A 13,900-nucleotide genomic window follows, 5' to 3' on the forward strand; every position below is an offset into this window, starting at 1 on the left:
CGCCCCCGATCAGAGCGCGGCGAGGTGCGCGGCGAGGATGTAGCCGAAGCGTTCTTCCTCGCTGGTGGCAGAAAGGTTCTCCAACGCCTCGAACTGCAGCGCCAGACCGGCACCGGTCCCGCCCTTGCGGAACACCGGCGCAGGCGCCCCAGACTGGTAGCAGCGCGACACGCAATACTGCATCGCCAGTGCCTCGTTGTAAGGCGAAAGCCCGCGGGCGAGCAGCGCGTATTCCTTGGTCCGGCCGACGCTTTCGGACAGGCCGATCTTCTTGGTGCCGGGCTGGCCAGCGGCAGGCGCAACGGTGGTGATCGTATTGCCGTTGAGCGCGAGCTGGTATTGCTCCAGCGTGATGTCGAGCAGGGTAACGCCGAACATCAGGTCTTCTTCGGAAAGGAACGCCTTGACCGGGCCGGATGCGCCAGCGGTGCGGACCTTGTCATAGGTCTTGCCGTGCGTGACGGTGACGCCGCCCGCTTCATAATTGCGATCGCCGTTGGTGCCGATCTTGACCCAGCCTGCGCCGGGCGCGGCAGCGATGGTGGGGAACGCGGTGCCGACCGGAGCGATCCAGAGGGTCAGCGGCGCACCGATGATTTCGAACGGGGACATGGTTGGTTACTCCTCGATGGCGACCAGGCCGTGCATGACCTGGAAGGATTGGAACTGGCGGGGCCATTCGGTCACCGGCTCGCGCCCGGCGATTGAACCGCTGGCGGGGTTGGCCCAGTGGATCAGGACACCGCCGTGGACGCTGCGCTCCAGACGGCGCAGGGCGATGGAAACGGCGCGCATTACCGCCGTGGCGGCGCGGGGCGTGGCCCCGAAGGCAAAGACATCGACCCGCTGGGTATCGTGCTCCAGCTTGCTCTCGCCGGTCAGCGAAACGCCGCCCGAGGCGCGCAGCACCAGCGCGGTGCGCGGCATGAACTTGGTCTCGTCGGGGTGAAGCTCGCCCGCAAAGATGCGTCCGGCAGTTGCCGCTGCGGTGACGGTATCGGCCTTCAGGAACGCCACCAGCCCGCCTTCAAGATCAGCTGCCTCAGGCATCGCCAACACCCCCCTGAGGTGCGCCTGAAGAGCCTTCGAACGCCTTGCGGATATTGCCTGCCAGCTGCGGATAGACTGCGTCGGCAGCAGGGCGAAGATAGGGGCGCGCCGGGATGGTGACGCTCTTGACGAAGCGGACCGATCCATCGGCCTGCGGGATCGCCAGCGCCTTGGCGCGCACCGGCACGATCACGCCGCCCAGCTCGTGGATCAGCGCGTAGCGGACATCGGTGCTGCCCCAGGTGCCTGCAACGCCGGTCGCATCCTCGCGGGCGAACTCGGCAATCTTGATCGAACCTTCCAGCACGCCGGTCTGGTTGTTCCAGCTGTGGTTGGACTTGGCCTGCTGCACGGCGGCGGCCATCGTGGCGTTCACGCCCAGCTTCTGCGCATCACGCATCCGCTTTGTCAGCGCATCACCTTCCCAGCGGAGCGACTGCGAGCTCATGACAGCACCCACCAAGTGACGACTGCAAGATAGATGAGCAGCACCCACAGCTTGGCATTACCAGCATCAGCGCGAGGATGGCGGGCCATCGGGCGCTCGTCCTTTGGGGGCAGCCAAGCCCCTAGTTCACGGGGGCGCTTCGGAGGGGGCAGTTTCGAGCGCACCATCACCCGATCCTCTGCAGCGCGGCTTCGCGGTGGTTGTGCTTGAACTGTACCGGGCCTTCGACCTTCAGGCGGCCGGGGATGATCACGGTGCCGCTGCGGTCCGAAACCGAAACAATCTCGTCGCCCTCGGCCAGATCGGCACCCAGTGCGATCATGATCCGCAGATCCTCGATCATCGCGGTCTTGGCCCCGTCCACCAGCTCGCGGCTGCTGTTCGAATAGACGAAGCAGGGCAGCGCATTGTGCAGCACGGTGAAGACCGGCTCCACCGGTCCGCCCCAGCTGTCGGTTCCGCTGGCGGTGTTGCGCTCCACGCGGGCGCGTTGGATCAGGCGACCCGCGATCATTTGCACAAGGCCTTCAGCCTGTCGCCGATCCAGTCGGAGGCGATGAACAGCACGGTCAGGATCACCAGCGGTGCCCACAGCGCGCCGACGACAAACGCGCCAAAGGTCCGCACCGCGAACGGCTCGTCACAGCCTTCGCGGAAGATCAGCACGAACACGCCCGCCGCGATCACCAGATAGATGATGGTCCAGGCGCTCATGCCATCACCATCCCGCCGCGGTCCTGCAGCGTCCTCAGGATCGCCTCGCGATCGGCGGCCATGTCGCCTGACAGGGTGACCTGGTAATCGCCCGCCCGTTCGCTGCGCAGCGCGCCGCGATAGGACAGATCGAGCCAGATCAGCTTGATCGTCACCTCGTCCCGCGCCGCTGTCAGCCCGACCGGCGTGTAAGTCACCGTCACCAGCGGAGCCCAGAAGGTCTGCGCGTTCGGTCCGCCGGTCAGGCGCTGCAAGGTTCGCCCGCCGTGCAGCACGCGGTAATCGGCGGGATCGAGGACGGTTTCATGCGTCGGGTTGCCGGTGTTGCCGGGATCGGCTTCGGTGATGGTGATCGGCTGGGTGGTGTCGGCCGGACGGATCAGCCGCAGGTTGGTCCACTGGCGCGAGGCCGGATCGGTGGCATCGCCCAGCTCGACAGTGATCGGCCCCGCCGCGCCGAAGCGCGCATCGAGCTCGGCGGCGATCGCATCGATCATCGCCAGCAGCTCGCTGTCGGGCAGATCGGTGGGCACCCGCAGGCGGACCCGGTCGAGAAGGGCGAAGTTGGGCATCAGGCAGCTTCCTGCTCGGCGGCAACTGCAACCGCGCCATCACCCGCCGAAGCCGCATTGAACGGCCCTTCGGCGACCAGCAGATCGCAGCCGGAGCCCAGCGTGAACTCCTGCTCGAAGTGCGGGGGAAGCTGGGCGACCTCGGTGAAGTCCGCCCCGAACACCGGATCGGCATCGCGGGGATAGGACAGCACGATCGCAGGCGCTTCGGCGGTGATGACGCGGACGCGGGTTGCCATCGATCAGGCGTCCTTGGTCTCGGCAGCAGCCTTGGGCTTGGTCGCCGCCGCAGCCTTGGGCTTGGCAGCACCCTTTTCGGGCAGCTTGCCATCGACCAGGCCGAACTGCTCGGCCGCCTCGGGGAGGATTTCGTCGCCGGGGACGGCGAAGAGGAAGGCGGCGCGTCCATCGCCTTCGCGGACCAGTTTGGACTTGTCGGCGGTGAGGAACAGCTTTTCGGCTGCGATCATGTTCTGGGACATTGGTCGGGTTTCCTTGTTGAAGTGGATCATCGGGCAGGCGTCACTGGGCCTTCGCCCAGGTCACCACGAGGTGGAGGCCGGTGGTCACCACCGAAGCGATGGCGATCTTGCCTTCGCTGCCAGCGGGGATCGAAGCGTTGGCGGTGCGAGCGGTGGCCACCGGCGGATTGGCGCTGGTGACTGAAACCACGCTGAGGATGGTGTCGCCTGCGCGGATGCCGGGAACAGCGATCTCGCCGATCGGCCCGCCGGGCACAACGGCGGTGGCAACGGTGCGGTTGAAGCCGGACTGGGTGACGGACATGGGTTTCTCCTGAAGGGGCTTGCCGGGCGGTTCGATGGTCGAAGGAACCGCCGGGAAAGCCGGGGCCGGTCTGCTTGGTTGGGGGGAAGACCGGCCCCGGAGGGATGCGAGCGGGACAAGGATCAAACCCGCTCGCGGGAGAGATCATCAGGCGTTGAGGCCGGTCGCGGTGCAGAAGGCTGCCGGGCGGAACACCGCCAGCGCGGCGCGAATGTCGGCGCGCATGGTGCGCAAGCCCGAAGTGAACTGCGTGCCGACATAGCCCATCTGGATATCGACGCCGCGGCGTTCGAACAGGGTGATCCAGCTCGGATCGAATGCGCCGACGAGCGCGGTGCCTTCTGCGATCGCATCGTTCATCACCACCGGCAGACCCCACAGACGGGTCGGACCAGCTTCCACTGGCGAACCGTAAATGTAGATGCCGTCAGCCGTGCGGGTGAGGCGGATGCGCTGGAAGTCGCGCGGGTGCATCACGATGTGGGTCGCCATTGCCCGACCGACCAGACTGATATTGATGATTGCCTTGAAGATCGCGTCCATCACCGGATCAGCGCCCTTGGCCTGCGTCTGGATACCAGCGGTGTTCAGGATGCCGCGCAGGTTGGGCGAGGTGCCGTTACCGTTGAGCGCCTGACCGTCGAGCCGCTGGCGCACTCCAAAGCCGAGGCGGGAGTTGATGTAGCTTTCGACCAGGGCAACGTCTTCCAGCTGCTCGTCGGTCACCGGCAGGCTGTCACCGATCTTCACCACAGGCACGCTGCGCTGGGTGAACAGGAAGGTGCTCTCGGCGTAGGTGCCGCCTTCGGCGACTTCAGCAGCTGCGTGGGTGCGGGTGGTTTCTTCCATGAAAGGAACCGCGTTCTGGCCGGTGCGGCCCACCGGCAGGATATCGACCAGCTGCAGCGGGCGGGTTGGCGCTTCGACGAAGCCGGGCAGGCGCAGACTTTCCGGCGCAAAACCGGCGGTGGTGCTCATCAGTGCCTTGCGACCGATCGTTTCGAACTGCGCGGTCTTGGCGAGGTAATCCGAACCGAGCATGTCGTCGAAGGCAAAGTCGAAGCCCTGCGGACAGCCCTTGGCGTGCCATTCCTTGAACGACTTGCCTTCGGTGACCAGTTCGCCGATCGACTTGAACTGGGCGAGGTTGGCCGGGTTGCCGCCGCCAGCGCCCGGCAGCGGGAAGTTGCGCAGGCCCTTGGCGAAGCTGTCGAGCCGGTCGGCCGCATTCTTGATCGTCTGCAAACCGACGACGTGATCAGCGATCTCGTCAAGCTCGGCGTTGCGCCGCTTGACCTCGACGACCAGATCGTCGGAATTCTTGAGGCTCAGGCCATCGACCGTGACCTTGGATGCGTCGAGGGTGCCATCAGGCTGCTCAGCCTGCTTGAGGATCGTGCGCAGCTCTTCGGCCCGCGCCTGCATCTTTTCCTGCGCCTTATCGAGCGGAAGGGTCTTGATATCGGACATCGCGTTTTCTCCACTGGTCCGGGCAGAGGGCGAAAGTGCCCGCGCCCGGTTGAAACCGGTGGAGACGTATTGAGAGCAGAAACGCCGCGCTTGCGCCCCGGACAGATGTCCGGTCGCGAGGGAAAACTGCGATTTCGGGATGCGCTCTGCCTAACCGCAAAGCCGCGATTCGGCAAATGATCGTCGCGCTGCTAGGCTGCCGGAATGCTCCTTGCCCTTGCAAGCGCCGCCGCGATAGCCGTCTGTCCGGCTTCAGGCCCGCGCCATCATTGCGTCCACGATGGCGACACCGTCTGGTGGCAGGGCGACAAGATCCGCATCAGCGATATCGACACGCCGGAGCTGAATGGCCGCTGCCCCGCCGAACGCCGCCGCGCCATCGCTGCGCGTGACCGGCTGGTGGTGCTGCTCAATTCCCGCAAGGTCACGATCACGGTCACCGGCCGGGATCGCTATGGCCGCACGCTCGCCCGGTTCGGCCGGATCGGCGACCAGCTGGTGAAAGAAGGTCTGGCGACCCGCTGGCCGAACCGGAAGGACTGGTGCGGGTAGGGTCGGCATCAAATGCCCCTTAGGGCCGATTTAAGAGCCCCTAAGAGGGCCCTCGCCCGATTTTTGGCGGGCGGAGGGCCTCAAATCAATTCTGGGGCATTCTGGAGGGGTTTTACAGCCCCAACCTGATCCGGGCCTCCCGCGTCTCGTTGCGGGCGATTTCATTGGCGATCATGTCGCGGGCCTTGGCCTCGGCATCGGGATCACCCGCCTCAAGCAGCGAAGCGGTAGGCGACGACAACGCCTTTCCCAGCGCCGCGTGGATCTGCTCCAGCTGCTTGCGCCCGGTCGCCGAGAGTGTTGCCGGATCGCCGCCCAGCGCTTCCGCCAGTTCGCCAAGGCCAGCGATCAGCGGGGCAAAGCCTGCCTCCTTCAGCGCCTTCATGCTGAGCGTGCCGGTGCCGCGCCCTGCGCCGCGAATGACGGTCGAAACTTCGTGCACATCGAGCTGCTTCAGGATCCGCACCCGGTTTTCGCCGCGCACCTGAAAATCGGCATCGACGACATCGAAGCCGTAGGAATACTCCTGCACCGCCTTCCCGGTCGCCAGATCGAACAGCAGCGCCTTGTGCCAATCCCTGCCCGCCGCCGTTTCCAGATTGAGGTGCAGCTCGGCATAGGCGATGTCGCCATCTTCATAGACCCGCGCCTTGCCGAACGGCATCTGGTAGCGATCATGGTGGTGGATCAGCGGACACCACTGCTCGCCCTTCCAGCTGAAAGCGCCCTTCTGATAGGTGTCGCCATCGTGATCGACTTCGTTGAGCCGGGCGAGGATGGCGAGGCCCTTGCCGGTTTCGCCCATCTCGGTGACGGTCAGGTTCTTGGTGAGCATCGGTCTGGTCCTTACAGGCTGAAGTGCGGTGCGAAAGAAAGGGTGCAGTTGGGGCGCATGTTGGTCGCCATGATCATCGCGTCCTCGGCCGACACGATCTTGCCGTCGCGGGCGATGTGGCTGAGCTCGGATCGCGGTTCCCCGAAGCGCCCGTCGAAGATCACATATTCGGTGACCCCGGCAGCAGCGCCTGCCTCCAGCGTCGAGATGTTCTGCGCGTGCTTGGTCTCGGTCCGGGCGATCACGCGGGCGCGGGTTTCGGCGTTGCCCCAGTGCCCGCCTTCCACCTGGTTGGCGATACGGTTGGCGAGCGCCTGGACGCCTTCGCCCTGGGCGCGGCCTTCCGCCAGCGCGTCGAAGATCGCCTGACGCGTCTGGGCATCGACATCGATCAGGCCCGCCCGCGTGCCGCCCGCCGCGATGATCTGGCGCATCACCGGATCAGGCAGGCCGGTGCCGAAGCCCGCCTCCTCAAGCGCTGCAGCGGTCTTGCGGGCGATCGCGAGATATTGGGCCTGATAGCGTGACGAGAGCTGCTGCTCCCACGCTTCGAGGTTGAGCAGGTCGATGATCTGCTGGATCAGCTCGCTCTCCTTGACATGGTAAGCCTTTTCGCCGCGAGCATTGGTTTCGAATACGCCGAGTGCTTTCTCGCCCCTGGCGCGCAGCACATCCGCCGCGATCCGGCTGGCAGTGTCGCCCCAGCTTTCGAACAGCGGCATCAGATCGGCGGCGAAGGCATCGCGGTGGCCGCGCTCCTCGCGCCGCAGCATCAGGGCGAACCGCTCAGCCCGCTCGATCGCCTCGGGGCTGGCATCGCGGGCGTTGGCGGGGAGGTAGTCTTCGAGCGGGTTGGCGGCTTTGTTTGCCGGGCCGGGCAACGCCTTGGGCTGCCGCGCCAAAGCTCTCAGCTCGGCTACGGTGTAGCTTTGGCGTTCGCCAGTCGTGCCGGTCAGCGGCGGGACGACATCACGCTCCCGCCCCTTCCCTGCCACCGCCAGCGGCACCTCCAGCTTGGCGATCGGGCGCAGGTAATACTTGTGGCTCTCGTCCGCATCGCGGCCGGTTTCGACCAGGTAATCGTAAAGCGTGATCGCGCCCGCCTCGAACTCCTTGAGCTTGCGTTCGGTCTGGCGGTTTTCGTCCTCCTGCAGGGCGAGCACCTGATCGGTGTCCCAGAACAGCTCCAGACGGCGCTTGCCCCTTCCCGGCTTTTCGAAATCGGGCAGCAGGCTGCGCTGCAGCTCGTCGGCAAGGGCGCGGCCCAGCGGCAGCACCCCGTTGTGCCAGGCGAGCTTACGCATCTCCTCCATCGTCGCGCCGACCTTGGTGGCCTGAAGCCCCGCGCCAAAGCCGACCACCGCCGCGGGAATGCCCAGCGCCGCGCAGACCCGCTCTTCGGCCACATCACGCGCTTCCGAAAGGTTCATCTGCTGCGGGTTGAAACCGTAGGGCTGCACATCGGTCGGCGCGCCCATCACCAGCGTGCCGCCCCGGCCATCGCCGCTGAAGGTCTGCTGGAACCACGTCTTGGTCGCCTCGACATCCTCGGGGGTTGGCATCGCGCCGGCCTTCGGGCTGATCACTACGCCGGGCACACCCATGTTGCGCAGCAGGCTGGCGACGAAGTTGCTGCTTTCCATGTCGGCGAAGATTTCGCGGATCACGCTCTGCATCGGCGCAAGGCCACGGCGCAGATCGCGGGGATTGAGCCCGTTGCGGAAGTGGATCACATCGTCGGGATCGATGAACATCCGGCCATAACCGGTGCCGGGGCTGTATTCGTAGTGCGACAGGAACTCGGTGCCATCCAGCCCCGCCTTCGGCTCCATCATGAACTGCGGCACATACCATAGCTCGCGCACCGCGCCGGACAGGTCGCGGACCTTGATGAGGTAGGCGTCGCCCCACATTGCGAAGTCGGCGATCACGCCGTTCCACAACGCGATATCGCCATAGAAGGGATTGGGGTTGCGGATCAGTTCGAGCAGCGGATGCTCCTCCACCGGCTCCAGCTTGCCGCCCTGCAGCCGCTCGCGCATCGCAAGGTTGGCTTCGGGCAGGGCGCGCTGGAGCCACATCACCGGCGCCATCACCACGCTCGCGTCGAGCATGTCGCCGACCTCGCGGGCGTAATCGAACCGGGTGCGCTTCAGCAGCCCGCCGAAAAACAGCGACTGCGCGGCATGGCGCATCTGGGTGAGCGAGGTGGTGACGCGGGCGAGCGCCTTGGTGAGGAAGTTGCCGCCGGTGCCGCTGGTGGTGGTTGCAGGGAGGTTCATGCCAGGACTTCCTTCAGCAGCGCGATCTGTTCGATTGAGATGGTAACGTGCCTGCCCGGCTGCTGGATGGTGATCCCCTCCGAAGTGACGCGAGCGAACGTCTGCTCGCGGTGTCCGTTCGCGCCGAGGTTATGCGTGCCGATCTTCATGCCGGGATCCAGTTTGCGTCGAGGTCGAGGACGGGGCTGCTGCTCTGCGGCGTGATGCCCGTCAGCGGTCGCCAGGGCGCGGTGTTCGGATCGCTGCCCGCATGGATCGCCAGTGCCAGCGCCCAGAACCGGTCGGCGTGGCCATCGGCGGTGCGTTCGGCCGTGAAGCGGATGTTGCCCGCAGCCGTGACCTGTTTCGTGACACTGCGCAGATCGGCGCGGATCTTGGGATCGTATGGGATGCGCAGGCGGCGGTCTTCCATCGTGCCGCGCACCGGATAGGCCATCGCCTCCTTGGATTGCGCGGTGAAGTTGACGCCTTCGACCCGGTATTTCCCGAACTTGGCCTGGGCATCATCCACCCAGCCAATGCCAAGCCCGGTGTTGTCGATCGCCACGCGGCCGCCGCTCGCCAGCACCTGCGCGATCCACGGCCAGATCACCTTCTCCTGATCGGGCTTTGTCATCGCCTGCAGGGTGATGACGCGGCGGGTGAAGAAAACGTCCCCCAGCTTTTCGAGCAGCCACAGGACGGTGAGGTCTTTCTTGCGGCCGATGTCGATGCCGAGGAACAGCGTGCCGCCGCTGTCGATCGTCTCCCAATCTTTGCCGGCCGGATATTCGCAGCGGGCGATCAGATCATATTCGAGGAACGCCGCGTCATCATCCGCCGGGCGGCACATGTATTCCTGCTGGAAGCTCTCTTCGTCCGCCGCGCCCTTGCGCACGAAATCGTAATAGGCGGCCTCGTCCATTGCCTGCCGCTCGTCCCCATCGGGAAGGGCTTGCTGGAGCTTGTAGAGGAAGCCCTGATCCAGCGCGTCCTGCAAGGTGACGGTGTGCAGGCTGATCCCCTTGGGATTGCCCTGTTCCTTGATCTCGCGCACCAGCTGGTTGAAGAAGTTGTTGCTGCCGCGGTGCGTGCTGATCAGCTCCATCGATCCGCCCCAGGTGATGCCGGGATAGGCGATCGCCCAGAGCTTGCGAGGGTCGGGATGCAGCGCGAACTCGTCGAGCACGCGCCCGCCGCGCTTACCGGCCTGCGCGTTGGGGTTCGAGCTCATCGAATTGATCCGCTTCCCGTTGGCGAACCGCAGGGTGTAGGATGTCTGCCGGTCGCGGGGATCGAGCACGATCTCGCCCAGATCATCGGCGGCGATCTTCAGGTTGCCCGCCCAGAACTTGCAATCCTCAAGGAACAGCTGCGCCTGGATATCGTCGCGGCTGCTGATCCACTGGTCGAAGCGGGCGGTCACCAGCGCGGTGCGCGAGACGGTGGCGTAGGCGGTCGCCCAGCTGAGGCCGATCTGGCGGCCCTTCTCCATCAGCTTCAGCTGGGAATCGTCCTCGATCCACCGCGCCTGATAGGGCAGGAAGATCGCATCGGGCGCGGCGGGGATGCACTTGGCGTTACCCATTGGGTTCCTCCCAAGCCGACAGGGCAAGCTTGTAGGGCTTGCCGTCGATCAGGATCACCCCGTTGATCCTGGCATAAGGGTGAATGCCGAGCATCGGCTGAAGCCGTTCGAGCATCTCGAACACCCGCTCGCCGAGCACTAGCGCAGCATCAGCACCATAAACGACGGGTTCGCCGCCGGGGATTTCCACTTCGCCCCTCATCAGCCCTGCCCCATCAGCGCACGGTTGATTGCGGCCAGCGCCTCGGGCGAAACGCCCTTCTTCTTGCCGATCTCGCCAGCTTCCTTCGCCGCCTCGGCAAGGCGCTCCTGCACTTCCTTCTGCAGCCGCTCGCGATATTCGGCGCTGGTCTTTTGCGCCGCGACGGCCGATTGCAGGGCGCGGCTGATCTGCATCAGGCCCGAGGTCGAGACCTTGCCCTCTTCAAGGATTTCGAACGCAGCGACCTTCACCAGCTCGGCAACGGCGACGGTGACTTCATCAGGGGCCTTGGCATCCATCGTGCGCGCCAGCTCGCCGCCCATCCGCTGGATTTCGTCCAGACGGCGGAACTGGATCGCCTTGCGCACGGCATAGCGGCCCCAGGCGCTCTTGCTGATCGGATCGAGGCCAAGGTCGGCAAGCCGCTCGTTGAACTCGGTCAGGATCACCGCGCTGGGCAGCTTGCGTTCGCGCAGCTGATCATTGGCCCAGACGATTGCGCCTTCGGCCTCGTCGGGCAGCATGTCGATCGACGACAGGTGCCCGCGGCCTTCGCGACGGTTGGGCTTGCTCACCATCTCAGCGCGCCTCGTTCGGGCGCATCACGCCTTCGATGACGCTGCGCTCTTCCAGGTGATCGCGGCCTGCCGGGGCGAGCGTGGCGAACAGGACATCTTCGACTTCGTTGATGGTCACCGCGCCCAGATCAGCCAGCTTGCGCATCTGGGTGCGGATCCAGTCGCGGTCGCGGCGATAGCCGAAATAGTCCAGCGTCCGCTTCAGCAGCAGGTCGGACAGGCTGCCATCGGTCTGTTCGGACAGCACCTGCAGGATGCGCAGACGCGCCTCGCGGGCGATGCCTTCGGCAAGGTTGGCTTTGAGGGTCACTTTTCCATCCCCTTGGGCACCAGCACGGAATAGATCAGGCCAACCTGCCGATCGATGTGATCGACCTTGGCGGCGGTGGCAGCAGAGGCTTCGGCGCGTTCGCCCATCTTGTCGGACAGGGCGCGCTGGCGGGCCTCGATATCGGGCAGCACCTTGGCGAGCTTGTCGATCGACTTTTCCAGCCGCTTCACATCATCGGCGCTGGCGACATCGCGTTCGAACTTGTCCAGCCGCTGCTCGATTTGGCCGACCTTGTTCTTCACACCGGCCAGCTCGCTGTCGATCGAAGCCTTGATGGCATCGAGCTTCTTGTCCACGCTGCCGGTGCCGACCGGGTTCTTGGCCCCGCCGCGCCACGCAGCGACGGTGATGCCGATGACGATGAAGGCGATGATCGCCAGTTCGAGGAGGTTGCCGGGGCTCATTGGCCATCTGGTCCTTTGATAGTGGAGGTGGCCGAGGCGAAAGCGCGGCGGACGAAATCCTTCACCTGCTCGCCGAACAGTTCGAGCAGGGAGAAACCGGAAAAGCCGAGGCCGATGGAAACCACGAAGGCAAACAGCCATCCGGGGCGGCTTTCGATGATCCACAGCTCCACCAGCACCAGCATGATGAAGCTGACCAGCAGGCGCAGCTTCCAGCCCAGATCGGCCTCGGCGCGCACGGTGAAGGGCCGCGCCGCAACAATGCCGACAAGGCCGAGGATGCAGGTCACCACCGGGATCGGCAGGCCGTGAACGTCGATCAGGAAGCGGTCGCCCAGCGGGGTCTGGACATCGGGCACCACCACCGCGACGGCCAGCGTCGGCAGCCACAGGCTGAGGAACTTGCCGAAGGACAGCGGCTCGGAAAGGTGGAGGATCATCGGCCCTTCTCCAGCCGGGTCTGGCAATCGATGCAGCGCTTCGCGGATGGCAGCGCGATCCGGCGCGCCTCCTCGATCCGGTCACCGCAGGCGACGCAGAACTCCTCGCCCAGCCCGACCAGATTGTTGCGGATGCGCGCCACAGCCGCGTCTTTCGACAGCTGCTCGAAGGCTTCGGCCCGTTCGAGCCCGCGTTCACCGATATCCATCACCGGCGCTCCTCCGGCGTGAAACGGACGGCGGACTGAGCATTGACCCAGTCGATCAGCGCCTGCAGCTGCAAGGCCTGTTCGGACGCGATCAGCGCGTCGGGCAGGCTCAGGCTTCCGGCGGCAGGAAGTCCAGCTTGCGCGGGGGCTGCATCAGCTCGGCCGGAGGCGTTGGGAAAGAGGGGCACACCAGCTGCCTCGGCGTTGCCGGAACTGGCTGCGGCCGCTCCTGCCCGCAGGCGGTCAAAGCGAGCGCGCAGGGCAGCCAGATCGGCGCGATAAGTCGAAAGGCTTGCATCGGTGATGATCTCCTGTTCGGCCTTCACCCGCTCGGCGTTGTCCTCGGCGTCCTTTTGCGCCTGGGCGGATGCAGCGAGGAAGGCATTGACGGTGCCGAGATGGGCAGACTGTTCGGCGGCAAGGCTGGCCTCGGTCGCGGCGAGATCGGCGCGCAGGCCGGGCGTGATGATGAAGGCGAGCAACAGGTAACACGGCACAACGATCGCGAGCAGCAGGTTGCGCCAGTCGCTGAAGAGCCATTTACCCGCTGCCGAAAGGCCCTTCAGGAGCCCTTCAAACGCGCCTGAGGCGAGCAGTTTCACCGCCAGCCACATCAGACAGACCCCGCATTGCGGGCCAGCGCGGCGCGGACCTGATCCTTGATGTCGATCAGCCGGGCGCTTGCCCAGACGGGGTTGCGCGGCTCGCGGGGATTGACCCGGTCGTAGATCGTGACAACGCCATCGCCGCTCCAGCGACCATCAAAGAACAGATCGCGTTCGGCCTTGCGGCGGGCGATGATTTCGCGGGGGCGGGACCAGTTCATGAACTGGGTCCAGGCGCGGTTGCGGTTTCCGGCGATGAAGGACTTCACCCAGTCCGCTGTGCCGATCGCGCCGGTGTTCCAGTGGAACGAAAGGGCGGCAGTCAGCTGCGCTTCAGTCAGGGTAACGCCGGGGAAGGCGCGCCGCACTTCGGGCAGATATTTGGTCCGCAGCAGCCATTCGAACACCTCGACCGCCCGTTCGATCGTCGAACGGTTGCCGACATAGCGCTGGACGCGGTGGCCGCTGGCATCGGTAACGCCAAAGCCCCAGGTGAGCACGCCGACGCTGTCGCGGTAGGCCTCAAGCACAAGGCCTTCGTGCTCGGCGATTTCGAGCAGCATCTTTTCGGAGAGAAGGGCGGTCGTCATGGGACCGCTGGATGGGGGAAATCGGTGGGCGCTGCGCCCCGGACACCTGTCCGGTCTTAGGCTGGGAAGATCAGTCTCGGATGCCCCGGAGGCGACCAGCCAAGCGCGATCAGGGCTTGCTGAATTTCTTCATCAGCGGTGTCGATCATGTTGTCGATCACCTGCCCCTCAACTTCGATTTCAAAGCGCAAGAGAGTGCCAACGATGGTGACCCGGGTCCGCTTCACAGGAGCTTGCAGAAGATCATAAATGCTCATCTCAACTC

The 13,900-nt window shown here is 65.3% G+C and carries 24 protein-coding genes; 1 reads left to right on the plus strand and 23 read right to left on the minus strand.

Going from position 1 to position 13,900, the window contains the following annotated elements; translation table 11 throughout:
* Positions 1–9 precede the first annotated feature (9 nt).
* From ACU0AG_RS00380 to ACU0AG_RS00425, 10 genes are all read right to left on the minus strand, one after another.
* Entirely contained in the window at positions 10–612 is a 603-nt protein-coding gene (locus tag ACU0AG_RS00380) for a hypothetical protein (RefSeq protein ID WP_482780271.1), read from the minus strand.
* A gap of 6 nt (positions 613–618) precedes the next feature.
* Entirely contained in the window at positions 619–1,050 is a 432-nt protein-coding gene (locus ACU0AG_RS00385; RefSeq protein ID WP_482780272.1) for a hypothetical protein, read from the minus strand.
* On the minus strand, positions 1,043–1,498 hold the full coding sequence (locus ACU0AG_RS00390; RefSeq protein WP_482780273.1) for a hypothetical protein: 456 nt from the start codon (positions 1,496–1,498) through the stop codon (positions 1,043–1,045). The genes ACU0AG_RS00385 and ACU0AG_RS00390 overlap by 8 nt, the downstream gene beginning before the upstream one ends.
* Positions 1,499–1,664: 166 nt before the next feature.
* Positions 1,665–2,012: a hypothetical protein gene (locus tag ACU0AG_RS00395; RefSeq protein ID WP_482780274.1), complete on the minus strand. Its 348-nt coding sequence runs from the start codon at positions 2,010–2,012 to the stop codon at positions 1,665–1,667.
* The gene (locus ACU0AG_RS00400) at positions 2,009–2,212 is read right to left on the minus strand and encodes a hypothetical protein (RefSeq protein WP_482780275.1); all 204 of its coding nucleotides are present in this window, start codon (positions 2,210–2,212) and stop codon (positions 2,009–2,011) included. The genes ACU0AG_RS00395 and ACU0AG_RS00400 overlap by 4 nt, the downstream gene beginning before the upstream one ends.
* Positions 2,209–2,784, minus strand: a complete 576-nt coding sequence (locus ACU0AG_RS00405; protein ID WP_482780276.1) for a hypothetical protein — start codon at positions 2,782–2,784, stop codon at positions 2,209–2,211. The genes ACU0AG_RS00400 and ACU0AG_RS00405 overlap by 4 nt, the downstream gene beginning before the upstream one ends.
* Complete coding sequence (locus ACU0AG_RS00410; protein WP_482780277.1) at positions 2,784–3,023, minus strand: hypothetical protein; 240 nt, start codon at positions 3,021–3,023, stop codon at positions 2,784–2,786. Before ACU0AG_RS00410 ends, ACU0AG_RS00405 begins: the two co-directional genes overlap by 1 nt.
* 3 nt (positions 3,024–3,026) lie before the next feature.
* Positions 3,027–3,266 (minus strand): hypothetical protein, encoded by a 240-nt coding sequence (locus ACU0AG_RS00415; RefSeq protein WP_482780278.1) that lies wholly within the window; start codon positions 3,264–3,266, stop codon positions 3,027–3,029.
* 40 nt (positions 3,267–3,306) lie between these two features.
* Positions 3,307–3,570: a hypothetical protein gene (locus ACU0AG_RS00420; protein WP_482780279.1), complete on the minus strand. Its 264-nt coding sequence runs from the start codon at positions 3,568–3,570 to the stop codon at positions 3,307–3,309.
* A gap of 147 nt (positions 3,571–3,717) precedes the next feature.
* A complete protein-coding gene (locus ACU0AG_RS00425) occupies positions 3,718–5,040 on the minus strand; it encodes a phage major capsid protein (RefSeq protein WP_482780280.1) in 1,323 nt (440 codons plus the stop codon).
* Positions 5,041–5,244: 204 nt separating this feature from the next.
* Between ACU0AG_RS00425 and ACU0AG_RS00430 the strand changes: the two genes are divergently transcribed.
* Positions 5,245–5,592, plus strand: a complete 348-nt coding sequence (locus tag ACU0AG_RS00430) for a thermonuclease family protein (RefSeq protein WP_482780281.1) — start codon at positions 5,245–5,247, stop codon at positions 5,590–5,592.
* A 112-nt stretch (positions 5,593–5,704) separates the two neighbouring features.
* On the opposite strand, the gene ACU0AG_RS00435 is transcribed toward ACU0AG_RS00430, so the two are convergent.
* The 13 genes from ACU0AG_RS00435 to ACU0AG_RS00495 are packed head-to-tail and all read right to left on the minus strand — an operon-like array spanning position 5,705 to position 13,892.
* Positions 5,705–6,427 (minus strand): HK97 family phage prohead protease, encoded by a 723-nt coding sequence (locus ACU0AG_RS00435; RefSeq protein ID WP_482780282.1) that lies wholly within the window; start codon positions 6,425–6,427, stop codon positions 5,705–5,707.
* An 11-nt stretch (positions 6,428–6,438) separates the two neighbouring features.
* The gene (locus tag ACU0AG_RS00440; protein WP_482780283.1) at positions 6,439–8,709 is read right to left on the minus strand and encodes a phage portal protein; all 2,271 of its coding nucleotides are present in this window, start codon (positions 8,707–8,709) and stop codon (positions 6,439–6,441) included.
* Entirely contained in the window at positions 8,706–8,858 is a 153-nt protein-coding gene (locus tag ACU0AG_RS00445) for a hypothetical protein (RefSeq protein WP_482780284.1), read from the minus strand. Before ACU0AG_RS00445 ends, ACU0AG_RS00440 begins: the two co-directional genes overlap by 4 nt.
* On the minus strand, positions 8,855–10,276 hold the full coding sequence (locus ACU0AG_RS00450; RefSeq protein ID WP_482780285.1) for a phage terminase large subunit family protein: 1,422 nt from the start codon (positions 10,274–10,276) through the stop codon (positions 8,855–8,857). The genes ACU0AG_RS00445 and ACU0AG_RS00450 overlap by 4 nt, the downstream gene beginning before the upstream one ends.
* The gene (locus tag ACU0AG_RS00455) at positions 10,269–10,478 is read right to left on the minus strand and encodes a hypothetical protein (RefSeq protein WP_482780286.1); all 210 of its coding nucleotides are present in this window, start codon (positions 10,476–10,478) and stop codon (positions 10,269–10,271) included. Before ACU0AG_RS00455 ends, ACU0AG_RS00450 begins: the two co-directional genes overlap by 8 nt.
* Positions 10,478–11,056 carry a phage protein Gp27 family protein gene (locus tag ACU0AG_RS00460; protein ID WP_482780287.1) on the minus strand — a complete coding sequence of 193 codons (579 nt, stop codon included), beginning with the start codon at positions 11,054–11,056 and terminating at the stop codon, positions 10,478–10,480. Before ACU0AG_RS00460 ends, ACU0AG_RS00455 begins: the two co-directional genes overlap by 1 nt.
* Before the next feature lies 1 nt (position 11,057).
* Positions 11,058–11,366, minus strand: a complete 309-nt coding sequence (locus tag ACU0AG_RS00465; protein WP_482780288.1) for a VpaChn25_0724 family phage protein — start codon at positions 11,364–11,366, stop codon at positions 11,058–11,060.
* Complete coding sequence (locus tag ACU0AG_RS00470) at positions 11,363–11,791, minus strand: hypothetical protein (RefSeq protein WP_482780289.1); 429 nt, start codon at positions 11,789–11,791, stop codon at positions 11,363–11,365. The genes ACU0AG_RS00465 and ACU0AG_RS00470 overlap by 4 nt, the downstream gene beginning before the upstream one ends.
* Entirely contained in the window at positions 11,788–12,231 is a 444-nt protein-coding gene (locus ACU0AG_RS00475; RefSeq protein WP_482780290.1) for a hypothetical protein, read from the minus strand. The genes ACU0AG_RS00470 and ACU0AG_RS00475 overlap by 4 nt, the downstream gene beginning before the upstream one ends.
* Positions 12,228–12,440 (minus strand): TraR/DksA C4-type zinc finger protein, encoded by a 213-nt coding sequence (locus ACU0AG_RS00480; RefSeq protein WP_482780291.1) that lies wholly within the window; start codon positions 12,438–12,440, stop codon positions 12,228–12,230. Before ACU0AG_RS00480 ends, ACU0AG_RS00475 begins: the two co-directional genes overlap by 4 nt.
* Positions 12,440–13,042 carry a hypothetical protein gene (locus tag ACU0AG_RS00485; RefSeq protein WP_482780292.1) on the minus strand — a complete coding sequence of 201 codons (603 nt, stop codon included), beginning with the start codon at positions 13,040–13,042 and terminating at the stop codon, positions 12,440–12,442. The genes ACU0AG_RS00480 and ACU0AG_RS00485 overlap by 1 nt, the downstream gene beginning before the upstream one ends.
* Before the next feature lie 11 nt (positions 13,043–13,053).
* The gene (locus tag ACU0AG_RS00490; protein WP_482780293.1) at positions 13,054–13,635 is read right to left on the minus strand and encodes a lysozyme; all 582 of its coding nucleotides are present in this window, start codon (positions 13,633–13,635) and stop codon (positions 13,054–13,056) included.
* 56 nt (positions 13,636–13,691) lie between these two features.
* Positions 13,692–13,892, minus strand: coding sequence for a hypothetical protein (locus tag ACU0AG_RS00495; RefSeq protein WP_482780294.1), 201 nt, complete (start codon positions 13,890–13,892; stop codon positions 13,692–13,694).
* Between the last annotated feature and the right edge of the window lie 8 nt (positions 13,893–13,900).

Source organism: Erythrobacter sp. RANMB8 (assembly GCF_056848235.1).

What these genes read in the sequence shown, in the direction of transcription:
- ACU0AG_RS00380 (WP_482780271.1), bottom strand. Translation starts at nt 612, where the DNA reads ATGTCCCCGTTCGAAATCATCGGTGCGCCGCTGACCCTCTGGATCGCT.
- ACU0AG_RS00385 (WP_482780272.1), bottom strand. Translation starts at nt 1,050, where the DNA reads ATGCCTGAGGCAGCTGATCTTGAAGGCGGGCTGGTGGCGTTCCTGAAG.
- ACU0AG_RS00390 (WP_482780273.1), bottom strand. Translation starts at nt 1,498, where the DNA reads ATGAGCTCGCAGTCGCTCCGCTGGGAAGGTGATGCGCTGACAAAGCGG.
- ACU0AG_RS00395 (WP_482780274.1), bottom strand. Translation starts at nt 2,012, where the DNA reads ATGATCGCGGGTCGCCTGATCCAACGCGCCCGCGTGGAGCGCAACACC.
- ACU0AG_RS00400 (WP_482780275.1), bottom strand. Translation starts at nt 2,212, where the DNA reads ATGAGCGCCTGGACCATCATCTATCTGGTGATCGCGGCGGGCGTGTTC.
- ACU0AG_RS00405 (WP_482780276.1), bottom strand. Translation starts at nt 2,784, where the DNA reads ATGCCCAACTTCGCCCTTCTCGACCGGGTCCGCCTGCGGGTGCCCACC.
- ACU0AG_RS00410 (WP_482780277.1), bottom strand. Translation starts at nt 3,023, where the DNA reads ATGGCAACCCGCGTCCGCGTCATCACCGCCGAAGCGCCTGCGATCGTG.
- ACU0AG_RS00415 (WP_482780278.1), bottom strand. Translation starts at nt 3,266, where the DNA reads ATGTCCCAGAACATGATCGCAGCCGAAAAGCTGTTCCTCACCGCCGAC.
- ACU0AG_RS00420 (WP_482780279.1), bottom strand. Translation starts at nt 3,570, where the DNA reads ATGTCCGTCACCCAGTCCGGCTTCAACCGCACCGTTGCCACCGCCGTT.
- ACU0AG_RS00425 (WP_482780280.1), bottom strand. Translation starts at nt 5,040, where the DNA reads ATGTCCGATATCAAGACCCTTCCGCTCGATAAGGCGCAGGAAAAGATG.
- ACU0AG_RS00430 (WP_482780281.1), top strand. Translation starts at nt 5,245, where the DNA reads ATGCTCCTTGCCCTTGCAAGCGCCGCCGCGATAGCCGTCTGTCCGGCT.
- ACU0AG_RS00435 (WP_482780282.1), bottom strand. Translation starts at nt 6,427, where the DNA reads ATGCTCACCAAGAACCTGACCGTCACCGAGATGGGCGAAACCGGCAAG.
- ACU0AG_RS00440 (WP_482780283.1), bottom strand. Translation starts at nt 8,709, where the DNA reads ATGAACCTCCCTGCAACCACCACCAGCGGCACCGGCGGCAACTTCCTC.
- ACU0AG_RS00445 (WP_482780284.1), bottom strand. Translation starts at nt 8,858, where the DNA reads ATGAAGATCGGCACGCATAACCTCGGCGCGAACGGACACCGCGAGCAG.
- ACU0AG_RS00450 (WP_482780285.1), bottom strand. Translation starts at nt 10,276, where the DNA reads ATGGGTAACGCCAAGTGCATCCCCGCCGCGCCCGATGCGATCTTCCTG.
- ACU0AG_RS00455 (WP_482780286.1), bottom strand. Translation starts at nt 10,478, where the DNA reads ATGAGGGGCGAAGTGGAAATCCCCGGCGGCGAACCCGTCGTTTATGGT.
- ACU0AG_RS00460 (WP_482780287.1), bottom strand. Translation starts at nt 11,056, where the DNA reads ATGGTGAGCAAGCCCAACCGTCGCGAAGGCCGCGGGCACCTGTCGTCG.
- ACU0AG_RS00470 (WP_482780289.1), bottom strand. Translation starts at nt 11,791, where the DNA reads ATGAGCCCCGGCAACCTCCTCGAACTGGCGATCATCGCCTTCATCGTC.
- ACU0AG_RS00475 (WP_482780290.1), bottom strand. Translation starts at nt 12,231, where the DNA reads ATGATCCTCCACCTTTCCGAGCCGCTGTCCTTCGGCAAGTTCCTCAGC.
- ACU0AG_RS00480 (WP_482780291.1), bottom strand. Translation starts at nt 12,440, where the DNA reads ATGGATATCGGTGAACGCGGGCTCGAACGGGCCGAAGCCTTCGAGCAG.
- ACU0AG_RS00490 (WP_482780293.1), bottom strand. Translation starts at nt 13,635, where the DNA reads ATGACGACCGCCCTTCTCTCCGAAAAGATGCTGCTCGAAATCGCCGAG.
- ACU0AG_RS00495 (WP_482780294.1), bottom strand. Translation starts at nt 13,892, where the DNA reads ATGAGCATTTATGATCTTCTGCAAGCTCCTGTGAAGCGGACCCGGGTC.